The sequence below is a fragment of the Massilia scottii genome (assembly GCF_030846495.1).
GTDB lineage: Bacteria > Pseudomonadota > Gammaproteobacteria > Burkholderiales > Burkholderiaceae_D > Telluria_A > Telluria_A violaceinigra.
Genome location: NZ_JAVCWM010000026.1, coordinates 54,594 through 75,991, shown reverse-complemented (window position 1 = coordinate 75,991; position 21,398 = coordinate 54,594). Strand labels below are relative to the sequence as shown.

The following is a 21,398-nucleotide window of genomic DNA, read 5'->3' as shown; positions in this document are numbered from 1 at the left end:
CGGAAAAGCCGCGCCGGAGGTGCGCGGTATCGTCTTTCCGATTCGTCTAATCCTAGTAAAGAGTTCTCAATGCAAACTGCCGCTGCTTCGGCCACCCCCTTCGTTCCCTTCTCTGCGCTGCTGGCCGAAATCAAACCGGACCAGACGCCGCTGCGCGCCGCCATCACCGCCGCTTACCGGCGCGATGAAGCCGAGGCCGTCGCCTGGCTGCTGGGGCAGGGCAATCAAGCCCATCCGGAAGCGCACACGCTGGCGCACCGCCTGGTCTCGGCCGTGCGCGAAAAACGCACGCGTTCGTCCGGCGTCGACGCGCTGATGCATGAATTCTCGCTGTCTTCCGAAGAAGGCGTCGCACTGATGTGTTTAGCTGAAGCGCTGCTGCGCATCCCCGACAGCCAGACCGCCGACCGCCTGATTGCCGACAAGATCAGCAAGGGCGACTGGCGCAAGCACCTGGGCGAATCGCCCTCGCTGTTCGTCAACGCCGCCACCTGGGGATTGCTCATTACCGGCAAGCTGGTCGGCACCAGCAGCGAGACCGGACTCGGTTCCGCGCTGACCAAACTGATCGGCAAAGGCGGGGAGCCGCTGATCCGCAAGGGCGTGGACCTGGCGATGCGCATGCTGGGCAACCAGTTCGTGACCGGCCAGACCATCGGCGAAGCGATCAAGAACAGCCGCGAGAACGAGCAGCGCGGCTACCGCTATTCCTACGACATGCTGGGTGAGGCGGCCCTGACCGAAGCGGATGCGAAGAACTATTACGCCTCGTACGAAACGGCGATCCACGCGATCGGCAAGGCATCGAACGGGCGCGGCATCAAGGATGGTCCCGGCATTTCGGTCAAGCTGTCGGCCCTGCATCCGCGTTACAGCCGGGCACAGCATGCGCGCATGCTGAGCGAACTGCTGCCGCGCGTGCGCAGCCTGGTATTGCTGGCCAAGCAGTACAACATCGGTATCAATATCGATGCGGAAGAAGCCGACCGCCTGGAAATTTCGCTCGACATGATGGAAGCGATGGCGTTCGATCCGGAACTGGCCGGTTTCGAGGGTATCGGATTCGTGGTGCAGGCGTACCAGAAGCGCTGCCCGTTCGTGATCGATTACCTGATCGACCTGGCGCGCCGCAGCGGCCGCAAATTCATGGTGCGGCTGGTCAAAGGCGCGTATTGGGACGCTGAAATCAAGCGCGCGCAAGTCGACGGCATGCCCGGTTATCCGGTCTATACGCGCAAGGTGTACACCGATGTGTCGTACCTGACCTGCGCCAAAAAACTGCTCGGCGCAAGCAGCCTGTTGTACCCGCAATTCGCGACCCACAATGCGCACAGCCTGTCGGTGATTTACACCTGGGCGCAGCAGGATGGCATCACCGATTACGAATTCCAGTGCCTGCACGGCATGGGCGAAACGCTGTACGACCAGGTCGTCGGCAAAGCCAACCTGGATAAGCCGTGCCGCATTTATGCGCCGGTCGGTTCGCACGAAACGCTGCTCGCCTACCTGGTGCGCCGCCTGCTGGAAAACGGCGCCAATTCCTCGTTCGTGAACCAGATCGTCGATGAAAAGGTACAGATCGAATCGCTCATCGCCGATCCGTTCGAGGCATCGCGCGCGCAGGGCGGTGCGCCGCATCCGGGCATTGCCTTGCCGCTTGCCCTGTTCAATGCGGAACGCAAGAATTCGGCCGGCCTCGACCTGACCAATGAAGATGTGCTGCGCAATATCGGCACCGCACTGGCACAGCCGCGCAATTACCACGCCGCGCCATTGATCGACGGCCCCGTGGTGGCAGGCGCGCCTGCGCAGATATGCAATCCGGCGCTGCATGCCGACGTGGTTGGCAAAGTGAGCGATGCCAGTGCGGCCGATGTGGAAACGGCGCTGCACAGCGCCAGCAATTACGCCATGGACTGGCAAACCACGGGGCCGACGGCGCGTGCAACGATGCTCTCGCGCGTGGCCGATCTGTTCGAGGAAAACTATCCGGAACTGATGGCGCTGGCCATTCGCGAAGCCGGCAAATCGCTGCCGAATGCGATTGCCGAAATCCGCGAAGCGGTCGATTTCCTGCGCTATTACGCGGCCCAGGTGCACGGTACGCAGCATGTGCTGGCGCTCGGTCCGGTCACCTGTATCAGCCCGTGGAATTTCCCGCTCGCGATCTTTACCGGCCAGGTGGCGGCGGCGCTTGCCGCTGGCAACGTGGTGCTGGCAAAACCGGCGGAACAAACGCCGCTGATCGCTTATCGCGCAGTGCAGCTGTTCCATGAAGCGGGGATTCCGAAAGCGGCCCTGCAATTCTTGCCGGGCCGCGGCGAAGTGGTTGGCGCCGGCCTGACCGCCGATTCGCGCGTCAAGGGCGTGATTTTTACCGGCTCCACCGAAGTGGCGCAGCTGATCAACCGCACCCTGGCGGTGCGCTCGGTCAAGGAATCCTGCGATATCCCGCTGATCGCCGAAACGGGCGGCCAGAATGCGCTGATCGTCGATTCGTCGGCCTTGCCGGAACAGGTGGTGCAGGATGTGATGACGTCGGCGTTCGATAGCGCCGGCCAGCGTTGCTCGGCCTTGCGCGTATTGTTCCTGCAACAGGAAATCGCCGATAAAACCATCAAGATGCTCAAGGGCGCGATGCAGGAATTGCGCGTGGGCGTGCCGGATCGCCTGGCGACCGATATCGGCCCGGTAATCGATGCGGAAGCACAGCAAAACCTGCTGCGCCATATCGAGCGCATGAAGCCGACCGCCAAAAACCATTTTGCGCTGGAAGTGCCGGCGGCAGTGGCGGCGCAAGGCACCTTCGTGGCGCCGACCGTGCTCGAAATCGGCTCCTTGTCCGAACTCAAACACGAGGTATTCGGCCCGGTCTTGCACATCATCCGTTATCGCCGCGCCGATTTGCCGAAGCTGATCGACTCGATCAACGCCACCGGTTTCGGCCTCACGCTGGGCGTGCATTCGCGCATCGATGAGACGATCGATTTCATCACCTCGCGCGCGCATGTCGGCAATATCTACGTGAACCGCAATATCGTCGGCGCCGTGGTCGGCGTGCAGCCGTTCGGCGGCGAAGGCCAGTCCGGAACGGGACCGAAAGCGGGCGGCCCGCTGTACCTCAAGCGCCTGCAGCGCGCCGCGCCGGCGCTGCTGCAGCATGAACGCCAGGCCACGCCGGGCCTGGATGCCTTGCTGGTGTGGGCCAAAGCCCACGGCCACGGCCACGTGGTCACCCTGGCCGAGGAATACATGCGCACCACGCTCGCCGGCACCAGCCTGAGCCTGCCTGGTCCGACAGGCGAACGCAACGACTTGTCGTTTGCCCCGCGCGGCGCCATTCTGTGTGCGGCGGCAACGCCTGGCGTATTGCTTAATCAATTGGCGGCTTGCCTGGCAACAGGGAATCAGGCGATTGTGCTGGCGCGCGCGAAGGAAGTCATTCCCGAAGGCTTGCCGCCGGAAGTGGCGGACCGCATCACCTTTGTGAGCGGGGCCGATACGGCGGAATGCCAGTTTCAGATTGCCTTGGTGGAAGCGTCGCTGACGGCCGAATTGTGGCCGGTGCTGGCAAGCCGCCAGGGAGCGATTGTCGGCGTGATCGATACCTCGGAAGAAGGTGCGATTGCGCTGTGGCGCATGGTGGCCGAGCGCGCACTGTGCGTCAATACCACTGCGGCTGGCGGAAACGCAAGCCTGATGACTTTAGGTCTGTAATGATTCAAATATAAAACCCCTTGGAGGATGACATGATTGTAGGCGTTCCAAAAGAGATCAAGAATCACGAATACCGGGTCGGCCTGACACCGCCGAGCGTGCGCGAATTAAGCTCGCGCGGGCACCAGGTACTGGTTCAGAAAAATGCGGGCGCTGAGATCGGGTTATCCGATGAGCAGTACGTCGCCGCCGGTGCGAGCATTGTCGACGACGCGAAAGAGATTTTCGCGCGCGCCGACATGATCGTCAAAGTCAAGGAACCGCAGCCGGTCGAATGCGCGATGCTGCGCGACGGCCAGATTCTGTACACCTATCTGCATCTGGCGCCGGATCCGGACCAGACGGCGGCGCTGGTGAAATCGGGCGCCATTTGCATTGCGTACGAAACCATCACCGGCGCCGGCGGCGGTTTGCCGCTGCTCGCTCCCATGAGCGAAGTGGCGGGGCGCATGGCCATCCAGGCCGGCGCCGCCCATCTCGAAAAATCCAAAGGCGGCATGGGATTGCTGCTTGGCGGCGTTCCCGGCGTGGCAGCCGGCCATGTGGTGATTATCGGGGCGGGCGTGGTGGGTACCAATGCGCTGCAAATGGCGGTGGGTACCGGCGCGCGGGTGACGGTGCTCGACAAAAGCATCGACCGCCTGCGCCAGCTCGATCTGGTATTCGGCAACCGGATTTCGACCCAGTATTCCAATGCCCAGTCGATCGAGGAAGCGGTGCTGTCGGCCGACCTGGTGATCGGCGGCGTGCTGGTTCCGGGCGCCGCGGCGCCGAAGCTGGTCACGCGCGCGATGATTTCGAAGATGAAAGCGGGCGCGGTGGTGGTCGATGTGGCGATCGACCAGGGCGGCTGTTTTGAAACCTCGCATGCGACCACGCACGCCGATCCGACCTATATCGTCGACGGCGTGGTGCATTACTGCGTGGCCAACATGCCGGGTGCGGTGGCGCGCACGTCGACCTTCGCATTGAATAACGCGACGATCGGCCATGCGGTGGCGCTGGCGGAAAAGGGCTGGAAAAAAGCCCTGGCCGACGACGTGCATCTGAAAAACGGCCTGAATGTCTGCCAAGGCAAAGTCACCTACGCGGCGATTGCCCAGGCACTCGGTTACGACTACACCCCAGCCGACTCCCTGCTGGGCTGATTCGGCCGGCTTTTCAGGTCGGCGCAGAAACGCGTGACGATATGAAAAGCATAACGGGAGGCGACTGATTTCACGAAGCGCATGAAATCGGTCGCCGCCTCTTCATTCGCGTTATCCGAAATCGTCCGGATCACCGCAAACGGAATGCCCAGCTCGAAACACACCTGGGCCACTGCCGCTCCTTCCATTTCCACCGCCAGCAAGCCTGGCAGCGACCCGTTCAACTGCGCCAGGTGCGCCCGTTTGCTGATGAACTGATCGCCGCTGGCAATCAGGCCGCGGTGCACCCGTGGCCGCTCCAGGCCGAATTCGCTGCGTTCCACCCCGTCGATCACCGTGTCGAAGTCCTTATCCAGAAATTCAAGCGCGGCACTGGCGACCCGCTGGCTCATGTGCAAATCCGACTGGAAGTGCGACAAGCCGGTCAGCGGCACCTCGAAACGCGGAAACAGGGGACTGGCATCCATGTCGTACTGGACCAGCGATTCGGCCACCACGATGTCGCCCACCTTCACGCCAGCATCCCCGGCGCCGGCAACGCCGGTGAACAGGATGTGGGTAACTCCGTACTTTTCCACAAGCGTTGTCGCGGTCATGGCGGCGGCAACCTTGCCAATCCGCGACAGGACGCACACAGCGTCGATTCCCACGACTTGTCCTGATGCGTAGTTGCGCATGCCATGGATGAGCGTGGCGGGGCCTTGCATGGCTTCCACGAGCCCTTCCTGTTCTTCGTGCAAGGCACTAATGATGCCTAAACGTATGTTTTTGCCTGAATTCATGCTTTGCAGAACCTTTTTGGTGAACGTGCATGTGGGTAAGTCGTGAGTTTTCCACAAGGATAAACAGTTCTACGTGCACTGCAAGCTTCGGAAGACGCGTACGAGGCCGCCAGCGTCGATTTCTGCAGACAGTCCCGGCTTGCGGTCCACCAGCGCTTCCATGGCCTTGGCGGTGCCTTCAGGAGCTTCTCAGTGCATTGACGGTTCTGCGTTTTTACCAGGATGTGCTCGTAAACGCCTGTTTTTCAGGGTTTTTTGGCTTTTGGAGGATTTCGCTGTGGATGACTTCGAGGTTATGCACCGCTTTGCCGGGGTTTAGGGTTTTATATAAGTAGTATGTATACAAATTTAGTAGTGATAGTAAACGGCGGTTTTTGTGTGGATAAGTCCGGTTTTATCAACAGGATCAGTAGTTTACGCATCGAAAAAGTCGCTGGAAAAGACCTGTATCTTCGAAGGATGACTGTTGGACAAAAATTTGCCTGTGAACAAAGTCGATGGTTTTGCACATCTCATCCTGTGGATATCCATCGACTTATCCACATGTGCTGCCAGTCAGACGAGCCGTTCGCGGCTCTTTTTTTCGTCTTCAGAAAAGTGACCGGCACGTTTTTGTGGCCGATTCTTTTTTTTTTGGAAACTTTCGCTTTTTGCTAAGCAAAGAAAATTTTTTTGGATTTCAGGGGGCCCGGGTTTTTGGTTTTCGTTTTTCAAAGGTCTTGATGGTTTACCTAAAAAGGTTAAATATAGATTTAGTAGTAGTTGTTAACAGGTGCGTTTTTCTGTGGATAATGGCAAAAACCTGTACGAAATCATGAGCTTGCGAGAGGTATAAGTCGGTGATCAGCCCTGTATCCGGCTGGTACCAATCTGGGACAAATTTTGGCCTGTGAATAAAGTCGCGTTTATCCACAATCGGTGCCTGTGGATATCAATAGGCTTATCCACAGGCCCCTGTGAACGTTGATGGAGGTGGTATGGAGCTGCACGCATTGTTTAAGTTTCCAATTTTGCAAGGCCCGATGGCTGGCGGCGCCAGCCGGGCCGAATTGGTGGCCGCGGTATCGAATTCCGGTGGACTGGGCTGCATGGCCGCGTCGTTGCTGTCACCTGCTGCGTTGCGTGACGAGGTAGGCCGGCTCAGGTCGATGACCGATGAGCCGTTTTTGCTGAATTTGTTTGTTCTCCAGACACCTTCCCCAAGTACGGAAGAGGTGAACGCCGCCGTTGAACTGCTGCGCCCGGTCTGGGAAAGCCTTGGCTGGGATACATTGCCGATACCATCGCAGTGGTGCCAGGATTTCGATGCACAATTCGATACCTTGATCGAACTGCGTCCGGCGGCCGCCAGTTTTACCTTCGGCATCCTGACCCCAATCCAGGTCGAGCGCCTGCACGATGCGGGGATCTACGTCATGGGCACGGTCACCACCGTGGATGAAGCATTGGCCTGGGAAAACGTGGGCGCCGACGCCGTGATTGCATCGGGAATCGAGTCGGGTGGTCATCGCGGGACCTTTCTTGGCCCGCAAGAAGACGCCACCCTGGGCGGAAAAGCACTCTGGTCCCAGGTTGCCGAGGCGGTCAAGATTCCAATGATTGCCGCCGGCGGCATCATGACCGGGGTCGATATCGCCGAAGCGCTGTCACTGGGCGCGCAGGCGGTGCAAATGGGCAGCGCATTTCTTGTGACCGACGAATCCGGCATCCACCCCGCCTATAAACAGCGGCTGATCGAGGCGCGCGACACGCCCACCCGCCTGACCCGCGCCTTCAGCGGCCGCTACGCGCGCGGACTGGAAAACACCTTCATGCGCAAGATGGAAAGTGTCGAGAAGCAAGTTCCAGCGTATCCTGTCCAAAACGCATTGACCACGGGCATACGCGCAGCCGCTGCCGAACGCGGCGATACCGAACTGATGTCGCTCTGGGCGGGTGCCGAAATCCGCCGGGCGCGGCCGATGCCGGTAGCGAAACTGATGCAAATGCTGGTGGCCGAGATGCGCACATCATAAAAACGAGACGAGGAGCAGCATTTGGAATCGGCAGGAGAATACGACTACATCATTGTCGGCGGCGGCACCGCCGGCTGCGTACTGGCCAACCGCCTGACCCGGCGCCGCGAGACCAATGTGCTGCTGATCGAAGCGGGCGGGCGCGACGACTATGTCTGGATCCACATTCCGGTCGGTTATCTGCATTGCATCGGCAACCCGCGCACCGACTGGCTGTACAAGACCGAACCCGACGCCGGCCTGAACGGACGCTCGCTGATTTACCCGCGCGGCAAAGTCCTTGGCGGCAGTTCCTCGATCAACGGCATGATCTACATGCGCGGCCAGTCGCAGGATTACGATCGTTGGGCCGAACTGACTGGCGACGCCGGCTGGAGCTGGGACAAGGTTTTACCGTTATTTAAGAAGAGCGAGGATTATCACGGCGGGGCCAGCGAACTGCATGGCAGCGGCGGCGAGTGGCGGGTCGAGAAGCAACGCCTGTCGTGGCAATTGCTCGACGCGTTTCGCGATGCCGCGGAACAAACCGGCATCCGTAAAATCGAGGATTTCAACGGCGGTGACAATGACGGTTGCAACTATTTCGATGTCAACCAGAAGCGCGGCATCCGCTGGAACACGGCCAAGGCTTTCCTCAAGCCGGCCGCCAAGCGCGCCAACCTGACCATCATGACGGGTTGTCACGTGGAACGTTTGATCATCGAAGATACAGAACAGGGCAAAGTGTGCCGCGGGGTCGAATTTACCGGCGGCGGCACGGCGTTCACGGCGACCGCCGTCCGTGAAACTGTGCTGACCGCCGGCGCGGTCGGTTCACCGCAGATTTTGCAACTGTCGGGCATCGGGCCGGCGGCGCTGCTGCGCGATGCGGGCGTGGCGGTGCATGTCGATGCACCCGGGGTTGGGGATAACTTGCAGGATCATTTGCAGCTGCGCATGATCTACAAAGTCAGCAATGCGCGCACCCTGAACACCACGGCCGCGAGCTGGTTCGGCAAGATGAAGATCGGCATCGAATACGCGATGTTCCAGAGCGGACCGATGTCGATGGCGCCGTCGCAACTGGGCGCGTTTGCCAGGTCCGATCCGGGTCAGGCCACCCCGAACCTGCAATACCACGTGCAGCCTTTGTCGCTGGAAAAATTTGGCGATCCCTTGCACCCGTTTCCCGCGTTCACGGCAAGCGTGTGCAACCTGCGCCCGACATCGCGCGGGCATGTGCGCATCGCCTCCAGCGATTCCTATGCCGCGCCAAAAATCACGCCGAATTACCTGAGTACGGAGCAAGACCGCAAGACCGCGGCGGCCGCACTGACGCTGACGCGCAAGATTGTGGCCGCGCCGGCGCTGGCGCGCTATGCGCCGGAGGAATTCAAGCCCGGCATCGCGTTCCGTACGGAAGAAGAACTGGCCGACGCCGCCGGCCAGATCGGCACGACGATTTTCCACCCGGTCGGGACCTGCAAGATGGGCAGGGCAGGGGACCCGATGGCCGTCGTCGACAGTCAATTGCGCGTGAACGGCGTGCAAAAACTGCGCGTGGTCGACGCCTCGGTCATGCCGCTGATCACGTCCGGCAATACCAACAGCCCCACCATCATGATTGCCGAACGCGCGGCGCAGCTTATGGCTGAAGCGGCCAAGGCCAAATAGGCGATCCAGGTAGACTGCAAAACTGGCGCAAAGTTGCACTTCCATGTCGCTTGCCTGATAGGCATCACAGCTTGCGGCATGGTAGTTATACTGTATTGTGACCAAAAACCATTGTGTGTATTATCGAACAAAAAAGTTTTCAAAGCGGTATGAAAATAAACCGGAGACACAATGACAGATGTCATATTGGAAACAAAGAACCTGACCAAAGAGTTCAAGGGCTTTACCGCGGTCAATGATGTTAACCTCACCGTCCAGCGTGGCCACATCCATGCGCTGATCGGACCCAACGGCGCCGGCAAGACCACCTGCTTCAATCTGCTGACCAAATTCCTGGTGCCCACGTCGGGCCAGATCCTGTTCAACGGAAAAGATATCACCGCCGCTCACCCGGCCCAGATCGCGCGCATGGGAATCATCCGCTCGTTCCAGATTTCCGCCGTGTTTCCGCACCTGACCGTGCTGCAGAATGTGCGCATCGGCCTGCAGCGCGAGCTGGGTACCTCTTTCCATTTCTGGCGCAGCGAACGCTCGCTCTCGCTCCTGAACGAGCGCGCCATGGAGTTGCTGGCCGAAGTCGACCTGACCGAATTCGCCGATACCGTCACGGTCGACATGCCGTATGGACGCAAGCGCGCGCTGGAAATCGCCACCACCCTGGCGATGAAGCCCGAGCTGATGCTGCTCGACGAGCCGACCCAGGGCATGGGCCACGAGGATGTGCACCGCGTCACCGAGCTGATCAAAAAAGTCTCGGCCGGCCGCACGATCCTGATGGTGGAACACAATATGAACGTGGTTTCCGGCATCTGCGACAAGATTACCGTGCTGCAGCGCGGCGCCTTGCTGGCCGAAGGCAGCTACGCCGAAGTCTCGACCAATGCGCAGGTGATGGAAGCCTACATGGGCACGACCAGCACCGAACTCGAAGGAGCGCACTGATGACCGCGGCGCTCGAAATTTCGAATCTGCAAGCCTGGTACGGCGAATCGCACATCCTCCACAACGTCAACTTACTGGTCAACAAGGGCGAAGTCGTTACCCTGCTGGGCCGCAACGGCGCGGGGCGCACGACCACCTTGCGCGCGATCATGGGCTTGACCGGGGCGCGCACCGGGTCGATCAAGGTCAACGGCGTTGAAGCCATCGGCCTGCCGACGCACAAGATTGCCCATCTGGGCATCGGGTATTGCCCCGAAGAGCGCGGGATTTTTTCCTCGCTCTCGACCGAAGAAAACCTGATGCTGCCGCCGCAGCTGGCCGGCGGCGACGCCGGCATGTCGGTGGCCGAGATCTACGAGATGTTCCCGAATTTGCTGGAACGAAAAAACAGTCCGGGCACGCGCCTGTCCGGCGGCGAGCAGCAGATGCTGGCAGTGGCGCGCATCTTGCGCACCGGTGCGCGCCTGTTGCTGCTCGATGAAATTTCCGAAGGCCTGGCGCCGGTGATCGTGCAAGGACTCGCGCGCATGATTACCACGCTCAAGGCCAAGGGCTACACCATCGTCATGGTGGAACAGAATTTCCGCTTCGCCGCACCGCTGGCGGACCGGTTTTACGTGGTGGAGCACGGTCAGATTGTCGAGACCTTTGCTTCGTCGGAACTGAGCGCCAAGATGCCGGTTCTCACCGAGCTGCTGGGCGTATAGCAGGATAGCGACAGCCCGCCAGCAGGACCATACTTACATCCTCAATGGAGACAATATGAAACGTAACATCATTGCTTTAGCCACCAGCGCAGCATGCCTCGGCTTCGCCCTCCCAGCCCAGGCGCAAATTTCGAACGACACCATCAAGATCGGCATGCTGACCGACGTGTCCGGCGTGTACGCCGACGTTGACGGGGCTGGCGGCGCGGAAGCGGTCAAGATGGCGATCGCCGACCTGGGCGGCAATATCAACGGCAAGAAGATCGAATTCGTTTTCGCCGATCACCAGAACAAGGCCGATATCGCCGCCAGCAAGGCGCGCGAATGGTTCGACCAGCAAGGTGTCGACATGCTAATCGGCGGCACCAATTCGGGCGCCAATCTGGCCATGGCCAAGATTGCGGCCGAGAAGAAAAAAGTCTTCATGTCGATCGGCGCCGGCACGGCCCGCCTGACCAATGAAGAATGTTCGCCGTTCACCGTGCACTACGCCTACGACACGGTGGCGTTGGCACGTGGAACAGGCGGCGCGATTGTGAAGCAGGGCGGCAAGAACTGGTATTTCCTGACCGCCGATTATGCCTTCGGCCAGTCGCTTGAAAAAGATACGACCGAGGTGATCAAGGCGGCCGGCGGTACGGTGGCGGGCACGTCCAAGCATCCGCTGTCGGCGTCGGATTTCTCGTCCTTCCTGATCAAGGCGCAGGGCTCGAAGGCGCAGATTCTGGGCCTGGCCAATGCCGGCGGCGACATGATCAATGCGGTCAAGGCAGCCAATGAGTTTGGTGTTGGCAAGTCGATGAAGCTGGCTGGTTTGCTGGTGTTCATCAATGATATCCACACCTTGGGATTGAACATGACCCAAGGCATGTATCTGACCGATGGCTGGTATTGGGATCAGAGCCCGGAAAGCCGGGCCTGGTCGAAGCGTTATTTCGCCAAGATGAAGAAGTTCCCGTCGATGCTGCAAGCCGCCGATTACTCGGCCGCGACCAACTACCTGAACGCGGTCAAGGCGATCGGGACCGACGACAGCGAGAAGGTCATGGCGCAGTTGAAGAAGACCAAGATCAACGACATGTTCACCAAGGGCGGCGAGATCCGTCCGGATGGCCGCATGGTGCACGATATGTACCTGATGGAAGTGAAGAAGCCGGCGGAATCGAAGTATCCGTGGGATTACTACAAGGTCGTCGCGACCATTCCTGGCGCGCAGGCGTATACGACCAAGGCGGAGACGAAGTGCGCGTTGTGGAAGTAAGTTAGGTCGCGTTCGAATATCCACCGTCGTTCCCGCGCCGGCGGGAACGACGGCAACTTTTTGCGGATACTCATCTCCCCCGGCCCCGCCGGTCCCATTTTATGAACTGAGATGCCATGGAAATATTCGGCGTTCCCCTGCAGGCCATGGTCAGCCAGCTGTTGCTCGGCCTGGTCAACGGCTCCTTCTACGCCATGCTGTCGCTTGGCCTGGCCGTCATCTTCGGCCTGCTTAATGTCATCAACTTCTCCCACGGCGCCCTCTACATGATGGGCGCCTTCGCCGCCTACATCGGCGTGACCACCTTCGGCCTGAGCTACTGGGCGATGCTGGCGCTGGCGCCCTTGCTGGTCGGCGTGTTCGGCATCATCGTCGAAAAGTCGATGCTGCGCTGGCTCTACAAGCTCGACCACCTGTACGGCCTGCTGCTCACCTTCGGCATCACCTTGCTGCTCGAAGGCGTGTTCCGCTCGTTCTTCGGCAACTCCGGCCAGTCGGTCAGTGTTCCGGAACTGCTGCAGGGCCGCACCGACCTGGGCTTCATGGAACTGCCCAACTACCGCCTGTGGGTCGTGTTCGCCTCGCTCACCGTGTGCCTGCTGACCTGGTTCGTCATCGAAAAGACCAAGCTCGGCGCCTACCTGCGGGCCGGGACCGAGAACCCGAAGCTGGTCGAAGCCTTCGGCATCAACGTGCCGCTGATGGTCACGCTGACCTACGGCTTCGGCGTCGCCCTGGCGGGCTTTGCCGGGGTGCTGGCGGCGCCGATCATCAACGTCACGCCGCTGATGGGTTCCAACCTCATCATCGTCGTGTTCGCCGTTGTGGTGATCGGGGGCATGGGATCGATCATGGGTTCCATCATCACCGGCCTCGGCCTTGGCGTGATCGAGGGCCTGACCCGCGTCTTCTATCCGGAAGGCTCGGAAGTGGTGGTGTTCGTGGTCATGGTCATCGTGCTGTTGCTCCGTCCCGCCGGTTTGTTCGGCAAAGAAAAGTAACCGAGAACTGGAGCCATTGATGAACAAGAACATCGCTTACGGCGTCGCGCTGGTCATTGCGCTGGCGGCGCCTTTTATCGGCTATCCCGTGTTCCTGATGAAGTTGCTGTGCTTCGGGCTGTTCGCCTGCGCCTTCAACCTGCTGATCGGTTACACCGGCCTGCTGTCCTTCGGCCATGCCGCTTTCTTCGGCTCGGCCGGCTACGTGACCGGGCACGCGCTGACGGCACTCGGCTTGCCGACCGAAGCCGGCATCCTGCTCGGCGTGGCTGCCAGCGCGCTGGTCGGCCTGGTGATGGGTGCGCTGGCGATTCGCCGGCAGGGCATTTACTTTTCCATGATCACGCTGGCGCTGGCGCAGATGGTGTATTTCGCGGCACTGCGCGCGCCCTTCACGCATGGCGAGGATGGCTTGCAGGGAGTTCCACGTGGGAAGCTGTTCGGCGTAATCGATTTGAGCAACGACCTGACCCTGTACTTCGTGGTGCTGGCCATTGCGGTGGCGGGCTTTGCGCTGATCGTGCGCACGGTGCACTCGCCGTTCGGCCAGGTGCTCAAGGCGATCAAGGAAAACGAGCCGCGCGCCATTTCGCTCGGATACGACGTCGACAAGTACAAGCTGGTGGCCTTCGTGCTGTCGGCCTCGCTGGCGGGCCTGGCGGGCGCCACCAAGACGCTGGTGCTGGGCTTCGAGACGCTCACCGACGTGCACTGGGCCATGTCCGGCCTGGTGATCCTGATGACGCTCGTGGGCGGCATGGGGACACTGTCGGGGCCGATCATCGGCGCCTTCATCATCATCACGCTGGAAAACAAGCTGGGCGATGTCGGCACCTTCCTGGCGACCCACACCGGCGTCGAGTGGTTCAATACGCTGGGCGAATCGGTCGGCATGGTGACCGGGCTGATTTTCATCCTCTGCGTGCTGCTGTTCCGGCGCGGCATTGTGGGTGAAATCGGCGCCGCGCTGGCGGCCTCCGGCGTTCGTAAAAAATCCGTATGATTGCTTAAAATGCACGGTGCAGGCCGCGCCGCGCAGGCCGGGTCGCATGACCCGGCTTTTTTTTATCCAATTTTTTGCGGAGGAACGATGGAACAGACACTGACCGTGAATGGCATTGCGATGCACGTCGTGACCGAAGGGGAGGGGCCGGCCGTGCTCTTGCTGCATGGCTTTCCCGATACGCATGCGGTCTGGCGCTTGCAGATCGACGCGCTGGTCGCCGCCGGCTATCGCGTCATCGCGCCGGACCTGCGCGGTTACGGCAAGACCGAAGCGCCCGCCAGCGAGGACGCCTACGCCATGGAGGTGCTGCGCGCCGACATGGTGGCCTTGCTCGATGCGCTCGGAGTCGAACGGGCGCTGCTGATCGGCCACGATTGGGGATCGGTGGTCGGCTGGAACCTCTGCATGTACGCACCAGAGCGCGTGGAACGCTTCGTGGCGCTGTCGGTAGGGCATCCGGCTGCCTACACCGACGGCGGGCCGCTGCAGCTGCTCAAAGGCTACTACGTGCTGGTATTCCAGCTGCGCGGTATCGCCGAGTCGCTCATCAAGGCGTTCGACTGGCATGCATTGCGCGGCCTGGCGAGTACGCCGCGTCATTTCGAGGAATGGCGTAACCATCTCGACCGGCCCGGCCGTCTGACCGCCGCCCTGAACTATTACCGCGCCAATCTGAAAATGTTCAACGCGAGCACCTGGCCTACCGTAAAGATTCCTGTGCTGGGCATCTGGAGCGCGGGCGATGTCGCGCTGACTGAAGCGCAAATGCGTGGTTCCGAGAAGTATGTCGGCGATAGCTTCCAGTACGAACGCATCGAAAAGGCCGGTCACTGGCTTCAGCTCGAAGCGGCTCCCCAGGTCAATGCGTCGATACTGAAGTTTCTGAAAGCAGAGCAGGCGGGTGTTCAAATTGCTTCACGTGAAACAATTCCATAAACTGGTTGCATAGCGAACTATCATCGGCTACAGTGGATGCATGTTTGATCACTGCCTCTATTTCAATACGACTGCGCTGGCCCGGGTTCTGGAGCGCGAGTGGACGCGCGCGTTCAAGCCGTTCGGCCTGACGCCATCGCAGGCGTTCATGCTGCGCGCGATCCTGGCGCGGCCGGGCTTGCTGCAAAGTGAACTGGCCAGGGAACTGGTGATCAGCCGCCCCACAGCGACGCGCTCGCTCGACGGCTTGCAAAAGCTGCAGCTGATCGACCGCCGCGCCACCGGCGGGGACGGCCGTGAATGCGCGGTGTTTCCGGAACCCGGTGCGCTGGCCATGCATGATGACCTCAACGCGGCAAGCGGGGCCGTCACCGCGCGCCTGAAGCAGCTCCTCGAACCGGAACAGTTTGCCGCCATCGTCGGTTCGCTCAAGCAGGCGCGCGCGGCAGTGGTGTGATTTTTTTTACCCAAATAGTTGCATAGCTAACCAATGGAGACGTAAATGCCTATTATTAATGTCAAAGTCAGTGCCGCGAAATCCCCCGACATGACCCGTCAGATTGCCGACCTGGTTCTCGACAAGACGATCGGCATCCTCAGGAAGAAGAGGGAGCTCATTTCCATTGCCATCGATTTCGTCGACCCGGACTGCTGGATCGTCGGCGGCCAGTCCCTGAGCGAGCAACGCAAGCACAGTGTCTATGTCGACATCAAGGTCACCGACGAGACCAACAGCAAGGATGAAAAGGCCGCCTACATCGCCGAGGTGTTCGCTGGCTTCGGCACGCTGCTCGGCGAGTTGCACGAGGAAAGCTATATCTACGTCGACGACGTGCGCGCGGCCGCCTACGGCTATGGTGGCCGGACGCAGGAATACCGCTACCAGCATCCGGCCACATAGAAGCCGGACCTAGCCGGCGGAGTCGCCCGCCGCCACGGATGCACCGGCACTGCCGGCACTGCCAGCACCAAAGCGCCCGCCCGCCTGGCGCCGGAACTCCTTCGGCGTCACGCCCTTGATCTGCAAGAAGCGCCGGTTGAAATTGGCCACATTCTGGAAACCGACGTCGTAACAGACATTGGTGACGTACTGGTCGGTGTTCATCAGCAACTGGCACGCCTTGTTCACGCGCAGCCGGGTGACGAAGTCGGTGAAACTGTTTCCCGTGGTCTTGCGGAAGAAGCGTGAGAATTTACTCAGCGACATGCCGAGCTGATCCGCCACCGCCTCGGCCGAGATCGGGTCACGGTAGTTGTCGGTGATGTAGCTCAGTACCGCGTTGACCTTGGCCAGGGTGCCCTCGTCATCATACGAGCGCATGGTCGCGCTCGACAGCAGGCGGTAATTGTTGTTGCGTGCGAGACGGCACATGAAGTTCACGAAGTGGCCGAAGCGCTCGGCACCGCCGCTGCCGCGAATACGCAGGAAATCCTGTTCGGCCTCGGCGCCGATGTCGAGAAACTCAATGCCGTAGATCGAACGTTCCAGCAGGGGCAGCAACTCGCGCAGTTCCGGGATCAGCCGGGCGGCCTGCTCCAGCGGATCGTGGGCGAACTGCAGGATCATGTCGCGCAACAGGACGCCTTCTTCGGGCACGCTGCTCGATATCCAGTTATGCGGCAGGCGCGGCCCGGTCAGCACCAGGTGGCCGGGCGAGAATTCGCCGATGTAGTCGCCCACGAACAGCTTGCCGCTGGTGGACACGATCAGATGCAGCTCGTACTCGTCGTGGCAGTGCCAGCGCACGCGCGGGCTGGGATAGCCGTGCTCGATGTAGTGGACGATGCCGTCGTAGTTTTCGCGTTCGAGTTCGGGCGGCTTGGGCTGGAAGCGCTGCGGTTCCACGTGGCGCATCTGAGGCAAAATCGTCATCCTGTCGTCCCCGTCGTTTTATGGCTTGCCCATGGTCGTTCACTTTGCCTTTGCCAGCAAGTGCAACAGTGCCGCGCGCGCGCCGTCCCGGTACAGCCGCGCCAGCGCATCGGCGACTGCGGCGACGAAGCGCGGCGCGTCGCTTAATTCGCCGAACAGCTCGCGCAGCGACAGCAGCGCGCCCGGATTGGCGCCGCCGCGCTGCGCCAGCTCGCGCAACTGCGCAGCCAGCGGGTCGATCAAGGTCAGCGGCCGGCCCTGTTCGTCGCTGCCGTTCAGGTAGCGGAACCAGCACGCCACGGTAAAGCTGAGGAGGTCGATCGGACCGCCGCGTTCAAGCTGGTCGCGCACCGATGGCAGCACGAATTTGGGCATGCGCGCCGAACCGTCGGTACCGATGCGCAGAAGCTGGTCGCCGACGGCCGGATTGGCGAAGCGTTCGATCAGGGTGCGCTTGTAGTCGGTGAGGTCGATGCCGTCCACCACCGGCAGCAGCGGCGTGACTTCGATGTCCATCATGCTTGAAAACAGCTGGCGGATATCGGCGTCCGCCATCGCTTCGTGCGCGTATTCGTAGCCGAGCAACATGCCGATGTAGCACAGCGACTGGTGGCCGGCGTTGAGCAGGCGCAGCTTCATTTTTTCGTAGGGCAGCACGTCGTGCGTCATGTGCGCGCCGACCAGCTCCCAGGCCGGGCGCCCGCCCGGAAAATGGTCTTCGATGACCCAGCTTTTGAAGGGCTCCGCCATCACCGGCCAGGCGTCGACCAGCCCGAACTGCTCGCGCAGCAGCAGGCGGTGTTCGTCGGTCGTGGCGGGCGTGATGCGGTCGACCATGCTGTTGGGGAAGGCGCAGTGCTCGGCCAGCCATGCGCTCAAAGCGGGATCGCGCAGCTTTGTAAAGGCCAGCAGCATCGCGCGGGCGACGTCACCGTTGCTTTGCAGGTTATCGCAGGACATCACCGTGAACGGCGCCAGTCCACGCTCGCGGCGCCGTGCCAGCGCCTCGGCCAGGTAGCCGAAGCAGCAGCGCGGCGTGTGCGGGTGGGCCAGGTCGTGCACGATGTCGGGATGGCTGGCGTCGAAGCTGCCGTCGCCCTGGTTGACGTAGTAGCCGCCTTCGGTGATCGTGAGCGACACGATGCGGGTGCCGGGATCGGCCAGCTTTTCCAGCACCGCCTGCGGATCGTCCGGCGCGTACAGGAATTGCAGCAGCGAGCCGACCACGCGCGCCGTGTCGCCGTGGGCGCTGCGCTCGACCAGGGTGTACAGGCAATCCTGGGCCTGCATGGCGTCGCGCATCGCGGCATCGTGCGCCAGCAATCCGACGCCGCAGTATCCCCACTGCGCGTGGCCGGGCAGGCGCAGCAGGTCGTCCAGATAGAGCGCCTGATGCGAGCGGAAAAAACCGCCTACGCCGATGTGCACGATGCTGCGCGCCGGGATGCTGCGGTCGTAGCCGGGACCGGGTATGTGCGGCGGCAGGTGGTCGAGCGCGGCGTTGTTCAATGCTATCGCCATCATTGCGCTCCCTGTGCGGGCGTACCGCACGTGGAACCAAGCTTGTCGAAGTGGTGCACGAAGCCGTGCTCGAATGCCAGGTGGGTGCGCGCACCAGGCTGCAGGGCAATGCGCTCGCTGCCGCGCGCGACCACCTGCACGTTATTCTCGAGGCGCGCGTAGACCAGCGTTTCGACACCGAGCGATTCGACCATGTCGACCGTGGCGGGCAGGCTGTCCGGTTGCGCCGCGTCCAGCACATGCACATGCTCGGGACGGATGCCGACAAAGCCGTCGCTCGGGGTCACGCCTGCGGCCAGGCGCGGCAAGCCCGCCGCCGGGACCACGTTCATGCTCGGGGTGCCGATGAACTGCGCCACGAAGCGGTTGGCCGGCCGGTCGTACAGCGCGAGCGGCGAGCCATGCTGCTCGATGCGGCCGTCGCGCAGCACCACCACGCGGTCGGCCAGCGTCATCGCCTCGACCTGGTCGTGCGTCACGTAGATGGTGGTGGCGCCCAGCTCGCGGTGCAGCTTGGCGATTTCGATGCGGGTCTGCACGCGCAGGGCCGCGTCCAGGTTCGACAGCGGTTCGTCGAACAGGAATACCTTCGGGTCGCGCACGATTGCGCGGCCGATGGCGACGCGCTGGCGCTGGCCTCCGGACAGCTCCTTGGGCTTGCGTTCGAGGTACTCGCCCAGGTTGAGAATCGCGGCCGCCTTGTCGACCTTGGTGCGGATCGCGGCGGGCGGCACGCCGGCCAGTTTCAGCGCGAACGACATGTTCTGGAATACCGTCATGTGCGGATACAGGGCGTACGACTGGAACACCATCGCCAGGTCGCGTTTGGACGAGGGCAGGGCCGTGATATCGCGCCCGTCCAGGTGCAGGCTGCCCTTGTCGATGGGCTCCAGGCCCGCGATCAGGCGCAGCAGGGTCGACTTTCCGCAGCCCGACGGGCCGACGAAGACGACGAACTCGCCCTTTTCAATCTCCAGGTCGATGCCCTTGATGGCGTGGTGCTCGCCGAAGAATTTCTCGATGTTTTTCAGTTGAAGGTAAGCCATGATCTTGATGTCCTATGGTTGTCTTATTTGACCGCGCCGAATGTCATGCCTTGCACCAGCTGCTTCTGGCAGAACCAGCCCAGCGCCATGATCGGCGCGATCGCCATCAGGGAAGCGGCCGAGAGCTTGGCCCAGAACAGCCCCTCCGGGCTGGAATAGGAGGCGATCAGCCAGGCCAGGGTGCCGGCATTCGAGGCGCCCAGGTTGAGCGACCAGAACGATTCGTTCCAGGCCCACACCATGCACACCAGCGCGGTCGAGGCGATGCCGCCCACCGACAGCGGCAGCACGATGTAGCGGAACTCGTGGAAGACGGTGGCGCCGTCCATGCGCGCCGCCTCCAGGATGTCGCGCGGCAGCTCGCGCAGGCTGGTGTAGAGCAGCCAGATCATGATCGGCAGGTTCATGAGCATGAACATGATCGTCAGGCCGACGCGCGTATCGAGCAGGCCGGCATACTGGAAGGAGACGTAGATCGGCATCAGCGCGCCGACGCCCGGCATGTAGCGCGAGCTGAGAATGAACTTGAGCAGGCCGACGGTGCCGCCGGTCGGAAAGAACGCCATCGAGTATGCCGCCGGAATCGCAATCGCCAGCCCGAACGCGGTCGAGAGCACGCTGGTGATGAGCGAATTGAACGCGTAGCCGGCGTAGTGGTCGCGCGCCATCACTTCCTGGAAGCTTTGCAGGGTCGGCTCGAAGAACATCAGCGGCGGCGTGGCGATGGCCTGGGCCTCGGTCTTGAAGGCCATCAGGCCGAGCCAGAAGATCGGGAAGAACAGCAGCAGCGCGAAAAACCAGGCGGCGGCCGTGCGGGTGTGCAGTGCGAGTTTGTTGTTCATCGGTGTCTCCCTATTTCGCCAGGTTCTTGCCGATGACGCGCATCAGGAAGAAGGCCGCGATGTTCGCCAGCAGCACCGCGAACAGGGCGCCGGCCGACGCCGCGCCAATATCGTAGGACTGCAAGGCTTGCTGATAGATCATGAAGGTGATGGTGGTCGTCTCGAAGCCGGGGCCACCGCCGGTGGTGGTGAAGATCTCGGCGAACACCGACAGCAGGAAGATCATTTCGATCATCAGCACCACCGACACCGCGCGTCCCAGATGCGGCAGGTACAGGTAGCGCAGCTGCTGCAGGTAGTTGGCGCCGTCCATGCCGGCCGCCTCCAGCTGTTCCTTGTCCATCGATTGCAGCGCCGTCATGAAGATCAGGCAGGCGAATGGGAGCCACTGCCAGGACACCATCATCACGATCGACAGCAGCGGGTATTCGGACAGCCAGTCGATGGGCGTGGCGCCGAAGAAGATGCTGACGTGCGCGAACAGGCCGTAGATGGGATTGAGCAGCATGTTCTTCCACATCAGCGCGTTCACCGCCGGCATCACCAGGAACGGCGATATCAGCAGCACGCGCACGACGGCGCGGCCGGGAAAGGCGTCGTTGATCAGCAGACCCAGCGCAATGCCCAGCACGACCGTGATCGCCATGACGGAAAACATCAGGACAAAGGTGTTTTTCAACGCCGGCAAGAAGGCGCCATCGGTGAAGAAGAAGTGAAAGTTGGCCAGCCCGTGGAAGTCATGTTCGCCGGGCGCGAGCATGCTGTAGCGGACGAAGGAGTAGTACAGGGTGATCAACAGCGGGACGATGGAGATGATGGCGATGGCGAGCACCGCAGGGGTCAGCAAGGTCCGGGGCAGGAGTCGTGTCATAAAGTTCCCAGGTGCGACAAAGGAACGCCGCTTGCGCGCGGGCGCAGCGGCGACTGAAAACGCAAGCGTGGAATGAA

Annotated in this window: 18 protein-coding genes; 12 read left to right on the top strand and 6 right to left on the bottom strand. The window is 61.5% G+C overall.

Annotated elements, in window-relative coordinates:
* Window positions 1-69 precede the first annotated feature (69 nt).
* Together putA and ald are read left to right on the top strand one after the other, a co-directional pair.
* Window positions 70-3,717, top strand: coding sequence for a trifunctional transcriptional regulator/proline dehydrogenase/L-glutamate gamma-semialdehyde dehydrogenase (gene putA, locus RBA41_RS26850; protein WP_306627410.1), 3,648 nt, complete (start codon window positions 70-72; stop codon window positions 3,715-3,717).
* Window positions 3,718-3,749: 32 nt separating this feature from the next.
* On the top strand, window positions 3,750-4,865 hold the full coding sequence (ald, locus tag RBA41_RS26845) for an alanine dehydrogenase (protein ID WP_306627408.1): 1,116 nt from the start codon (window positions 3,750-3,752) through the stop codon (window positions 4,863-4,865).
* Here ald and RBA41_RS26840 read toward each other — a convergent pair.
* Window positions 4,835-5,647 (bottom strand): 5'-methylthioadenosine/adenosylhomocysteine nucleosidase, encoded by an 813-nt coding sequence (locus RBA41_RS26840; RefSeq protein WP_306627406.1) that lies wholly within the window; start codon window positions 5,645-5,647, stop codon window positions 4,835-4,837. The genes ald and RBA41_RS26840 overlap by 31 nt on opposite strands.
* A 977-nt stretch (window positions 5,648-6,624) precedes the next feature.
* On the opposite strand from RBA41_RS26840, the gene RBA41_RS26835 reads away from it, so the two are divergent.
* The 10 genes from RBA41_RS26835 (at window position 6,625) to RBA41_RS26790 (ending at window position 16,069) form a co-directional block, all read left to right on the top strand.
* A complete protein-coding gene (locus tag RBA41_RS26835; RefSeq protein ID WP_306627405.1) occupies window positions 6,625-7,662 on the top strand; it encodes an NAD(P)H-dependent flavin oxidoreductase in 1,038 nt (345 codons plus the stop codon).
* A gap of 21 nt (window positions 7,663-7,683) precedes the next feature.
* Window positions 7,684-9,315: a GMC family oxidoreductase gene (locus RBA41_RS26830; protein ID WP_306627403.1), complete on the top strand. Its 1,632-nt coding sequence runs from the start codon at window positions 7,684-7,686 to the stop codon at window positions 9,313-9,315.
* Window positions 9,316-9,486: 171 nt separating this feature from the next.
* On the top strand, window positions 9,487-10,257 hold the full coding sequence (locus RBA41_RS26825; protein ID WP_099873318.1) for an ABC transporter ATP-binding protein: 771 nt from the start codon (window positions 9,487-9,489) through the stop codon (window positions 10,255-10,257).
* On the top strand, window positions 10,257-10,964 hold the full coding sequence (locus tag RBA41_RS26820) for an ABC transporter ATP-binding protein (RefSeq protein WP_306627402.1): 708 nt from the start codon (window positions 10,257-10,259) through the stop codon (window positions 10,962-10,964). The genes RBA41_RS26825 and RBA41_RS26820 overlap by 1 nt, the downstream gene beginning before the upstream one ends.
* Before the next feature lie 55 nt (window positions 10,965-11,019).
* A complete protein-coding gene (locus tag RBA41_RS26815) occupies window positions 11,020-12,225 on the top strand; it encodes an ABC transporter substrate-binding protein (protein ID WP_306627401.1) in 1,206 nt (401 codons plus the stop codon).
* Between the two features lie 116 nt (window positions 12,226-12,341).
* Window positions 12,342-13,226: a branched-chain amino acid ABC transporter permease gene (locus tag RBA41_RS26810; RefSeq protein WP_099873324.1), complete on the top strand. Its 885-nt coding sequence runs from the start codon at window positions 12,342-12,344 to the stop codon at window positions 13,224-13,226.
* A gap of 19 nt (window positions 13,227-13,245) precedes the next feature.
* Complete coding sequence (locus RBA41_RS26805; protein ID WP_306627400.1) at window positions 13,246-14,229, top strand: branched-chain amino acid ABC transporter permease; 984 nt, start codon at window positions 13,246-13,248, stop codon at window positions 14,227-14,229.
* Window positions 14,230-14,238: 9 nt separating this feature from the next.
* Complete coding sequence (locus RBA41_RS26800; protein ID WP_306627399.1) at window positions 14,239-15,168, top strand: alpha/beta fold hydrolase; 930 nt, start codon at window positions 14,239-14,241, stop codon at window positions 15,166-15,168.
* Window positions 15,169-15,208: 40 nt separating this feature from the next.
* Window positions 15,209-15,625, top strand: a complete 417-nt coding sequence (locus tag RBA41_RS26795) for a MarR family winged helix-turn-helix transcriptional regulator (protein ID WP_306627397.1) — start codon at window positions 15,209-15,211, stop codon at window positions 15,623-15,625.
* A gap of 45 nt (window positions 15,626-15,670) precedes the next feature.
* On the top strand, window positions 15,671-16,069 hold the full coding sequence (locus RBA41_RS26790) for a tautomerase family protein (protein WP_306627395.1): 399 nt from the start codon (window positions 15,671-15,673) through the stop codon (window positions 16,067-16,069).
* Between the two features lie 9 nt (window positions 16,070-16,078).
* Here the strand turns inward: RBA41_RS26790 and RBA41_RS26785 are convergent, their stop codons facing one another.
* The 5 genes from RBA41_RS26785 to RBA41_RS26765 are packed head-to-tail and all read right to left on the bottom strand — an operon-like array spanning window position 16,079 to window position 21,321.
* Entirely contained in the window at window positions 16,079-17,041 is a 963-nt protein-coding gene (locus tag RBA41_RS26785) for a helix-turn-helix domain-containing protein (protein WP_306627393.1), read from the bottom strand.
* 39 nt (window positions 17,042-17,080) lie between these two features.
* Window positions 17,081-18,562, bottom strand: a complete 1,482-nt coding sequence (locus RBA41_RS26780; protein WP_306627391.1) for a mannitol dehydrogenase family protein — start codon at window positions 18,560-18,562, stop codon at window positions 17,081-17,083.
* On the bottom strand, window positions 18,562-19,608 hold the full coding sequence (locus RBA41_RS26775) for an ABC transporter ATP-binding protein (RefSeq protein ID WP_306627389.1): 1,047 nt from the start codon (window positions 19,606-19,608) through the stop codon (window positions 18,562-18,564). Before RBA41_RS26775 ends, RBA41_RS26780 begins: the two co-directional genes overlap by 1 nt.
* A gap of 23 nt (window positions 19,609-19,631) precedes the next feature.
* Window positions 19,632-20,450: a carbohydrate ABC transporter permease gene (locus tag RBA41_RS26770; RefSeq protein ID WP_306627388.1), complete on the bottom strand. Its 819-nt coding sequence runs from the start codon at window positions 20,448-20,450 to the stop codon at window positions 19,632-19,634.
* A 10-nt stretch (window positions 20,451-20,460) separates the two neighbouring features.
* A complete protein-coding gene (locus RBA41_RS26765; protein WP_306627387.1) occupies window positions 20,461-21,321 on the bottom strand; it encodes a carbohydrate ABC transporter permease in 861 nt (286 codons plus the stop codon).
* Window positions 21,322-21,398 lie beyond the last annotated feature (77 nt).

Coding starts and splice junctions, on each gene's coding strand:
- RBA41_RS26810 (WP_099873324.1), top strand. CDS start 12,342: ATGGAAATATTCGGCGTTCCCCTGCAGGCCATGGTCAGCCAGCTGTTG.
- RBA41_RS26790 (WP_306627395.1), top strand. CDS start 15,671: ATGCCTATTATTAATGTCAAAGTCAGTGCCGCGAAATCCCCCGACATG.
- RBA41_RS26775 (WP_306627389.1), bottom strand. CDS start 19,608: ATGGCTTACCTTCAACTGAAAAACATCGAGAAATTCTTCGGCGAGCAC.
- RBA41_RS26765 (WP_306627387.1), bottom strand. CDS start 21,321: ATGACACGACTCCTGCCCCGGACCTTGCTGACCCCTGCGGTGCTCGCC.
- RBA41_RS26835 (WP_306627405.1), top strand. CDS start 6,625: ATGGAGCTGCACGCATTGTTTAAGTTTCCAATTTTGCAAGGCCCGATG.
- RBA41_RS26815 (WP_306627401.1), top strand. CDS start 11,020: ATGAAACGTAACATCATTGCTTTAGCCACCAGCGCAGCATGCCTCGGC.
- putA (WP_306627410.1), top strand. CDS start 70: ATGCAAACTGCCGCTGCTTCGGCCACCCCCTTCGTTCCCTTCTCTGCG.
- RBA41_RS26840 (WP_306627406.1), bottom strand. CDS start 5,647: ATGAATTCAGGCAAAAACATACGTTTAGGCATCATTAGTGCCTTGCAC.
- RBA41_RS26770 (WP_306627388.1), bottom strand. CDS start 20,450: ATGAACAACAAACTCGCACTGCACACCCGCACGGCCGCCGCCTGGTTT.
- RBA41_RS26800 (WP_306627399.1), top strand. CDS start 14,239: ATGCACGGTGCAGGCCGCGCCGCGCAGGCCGGGTCGCATGACCCGGCT.
- RBA41_RS26785 (WP_306627393.1), bottom strand. CDS start 17,041: ATGACGATTTTGCCTCAGATGCGCCACGTGGAACCGCAGCGCTTCCAG.
- RBA41_RS26795 (WP_306627397.1), top strand. CDS start 15,209: ATGTTTGATCACTGCCTCTATTTCAATACGACTGCGCTGGCCCGGGTT.
- RBA41_RS26820 (WP_306627402.1), top strand. CDS start 10,257: ATGACCGCGGCGCTCGAAATTTCGAATCTGCAAGCCTGGTACGGCGAA.
- RBA41_RS26805 (WP_306627400.1), top strand. CDS start 13,246: ATGAACAAGAACATCGCTTACGGCGTCGCGCTGGTCATTGCGCTGGCG.
- RBA41_RS26780 (WP_306627391.1), bottom strand. CDS start 18,562: ATGGCGATAGCATTGAACAACGCCGCGCTCGACCACCTGCCGCCGCAC.
- RBA41_RS26825 (WP_099873318.1), top strand. CDS start 9,487: ATGACAGATGTCATATTGGAAACAAAGAACCTGACCAAAGAGTTCAAG.
- ald (WP_306627408.1), top strand. CDS start 3,750: ATGATTGTAGGCGTTCCAAAAGAGATCAAGAATCACGAATACCGGGTC.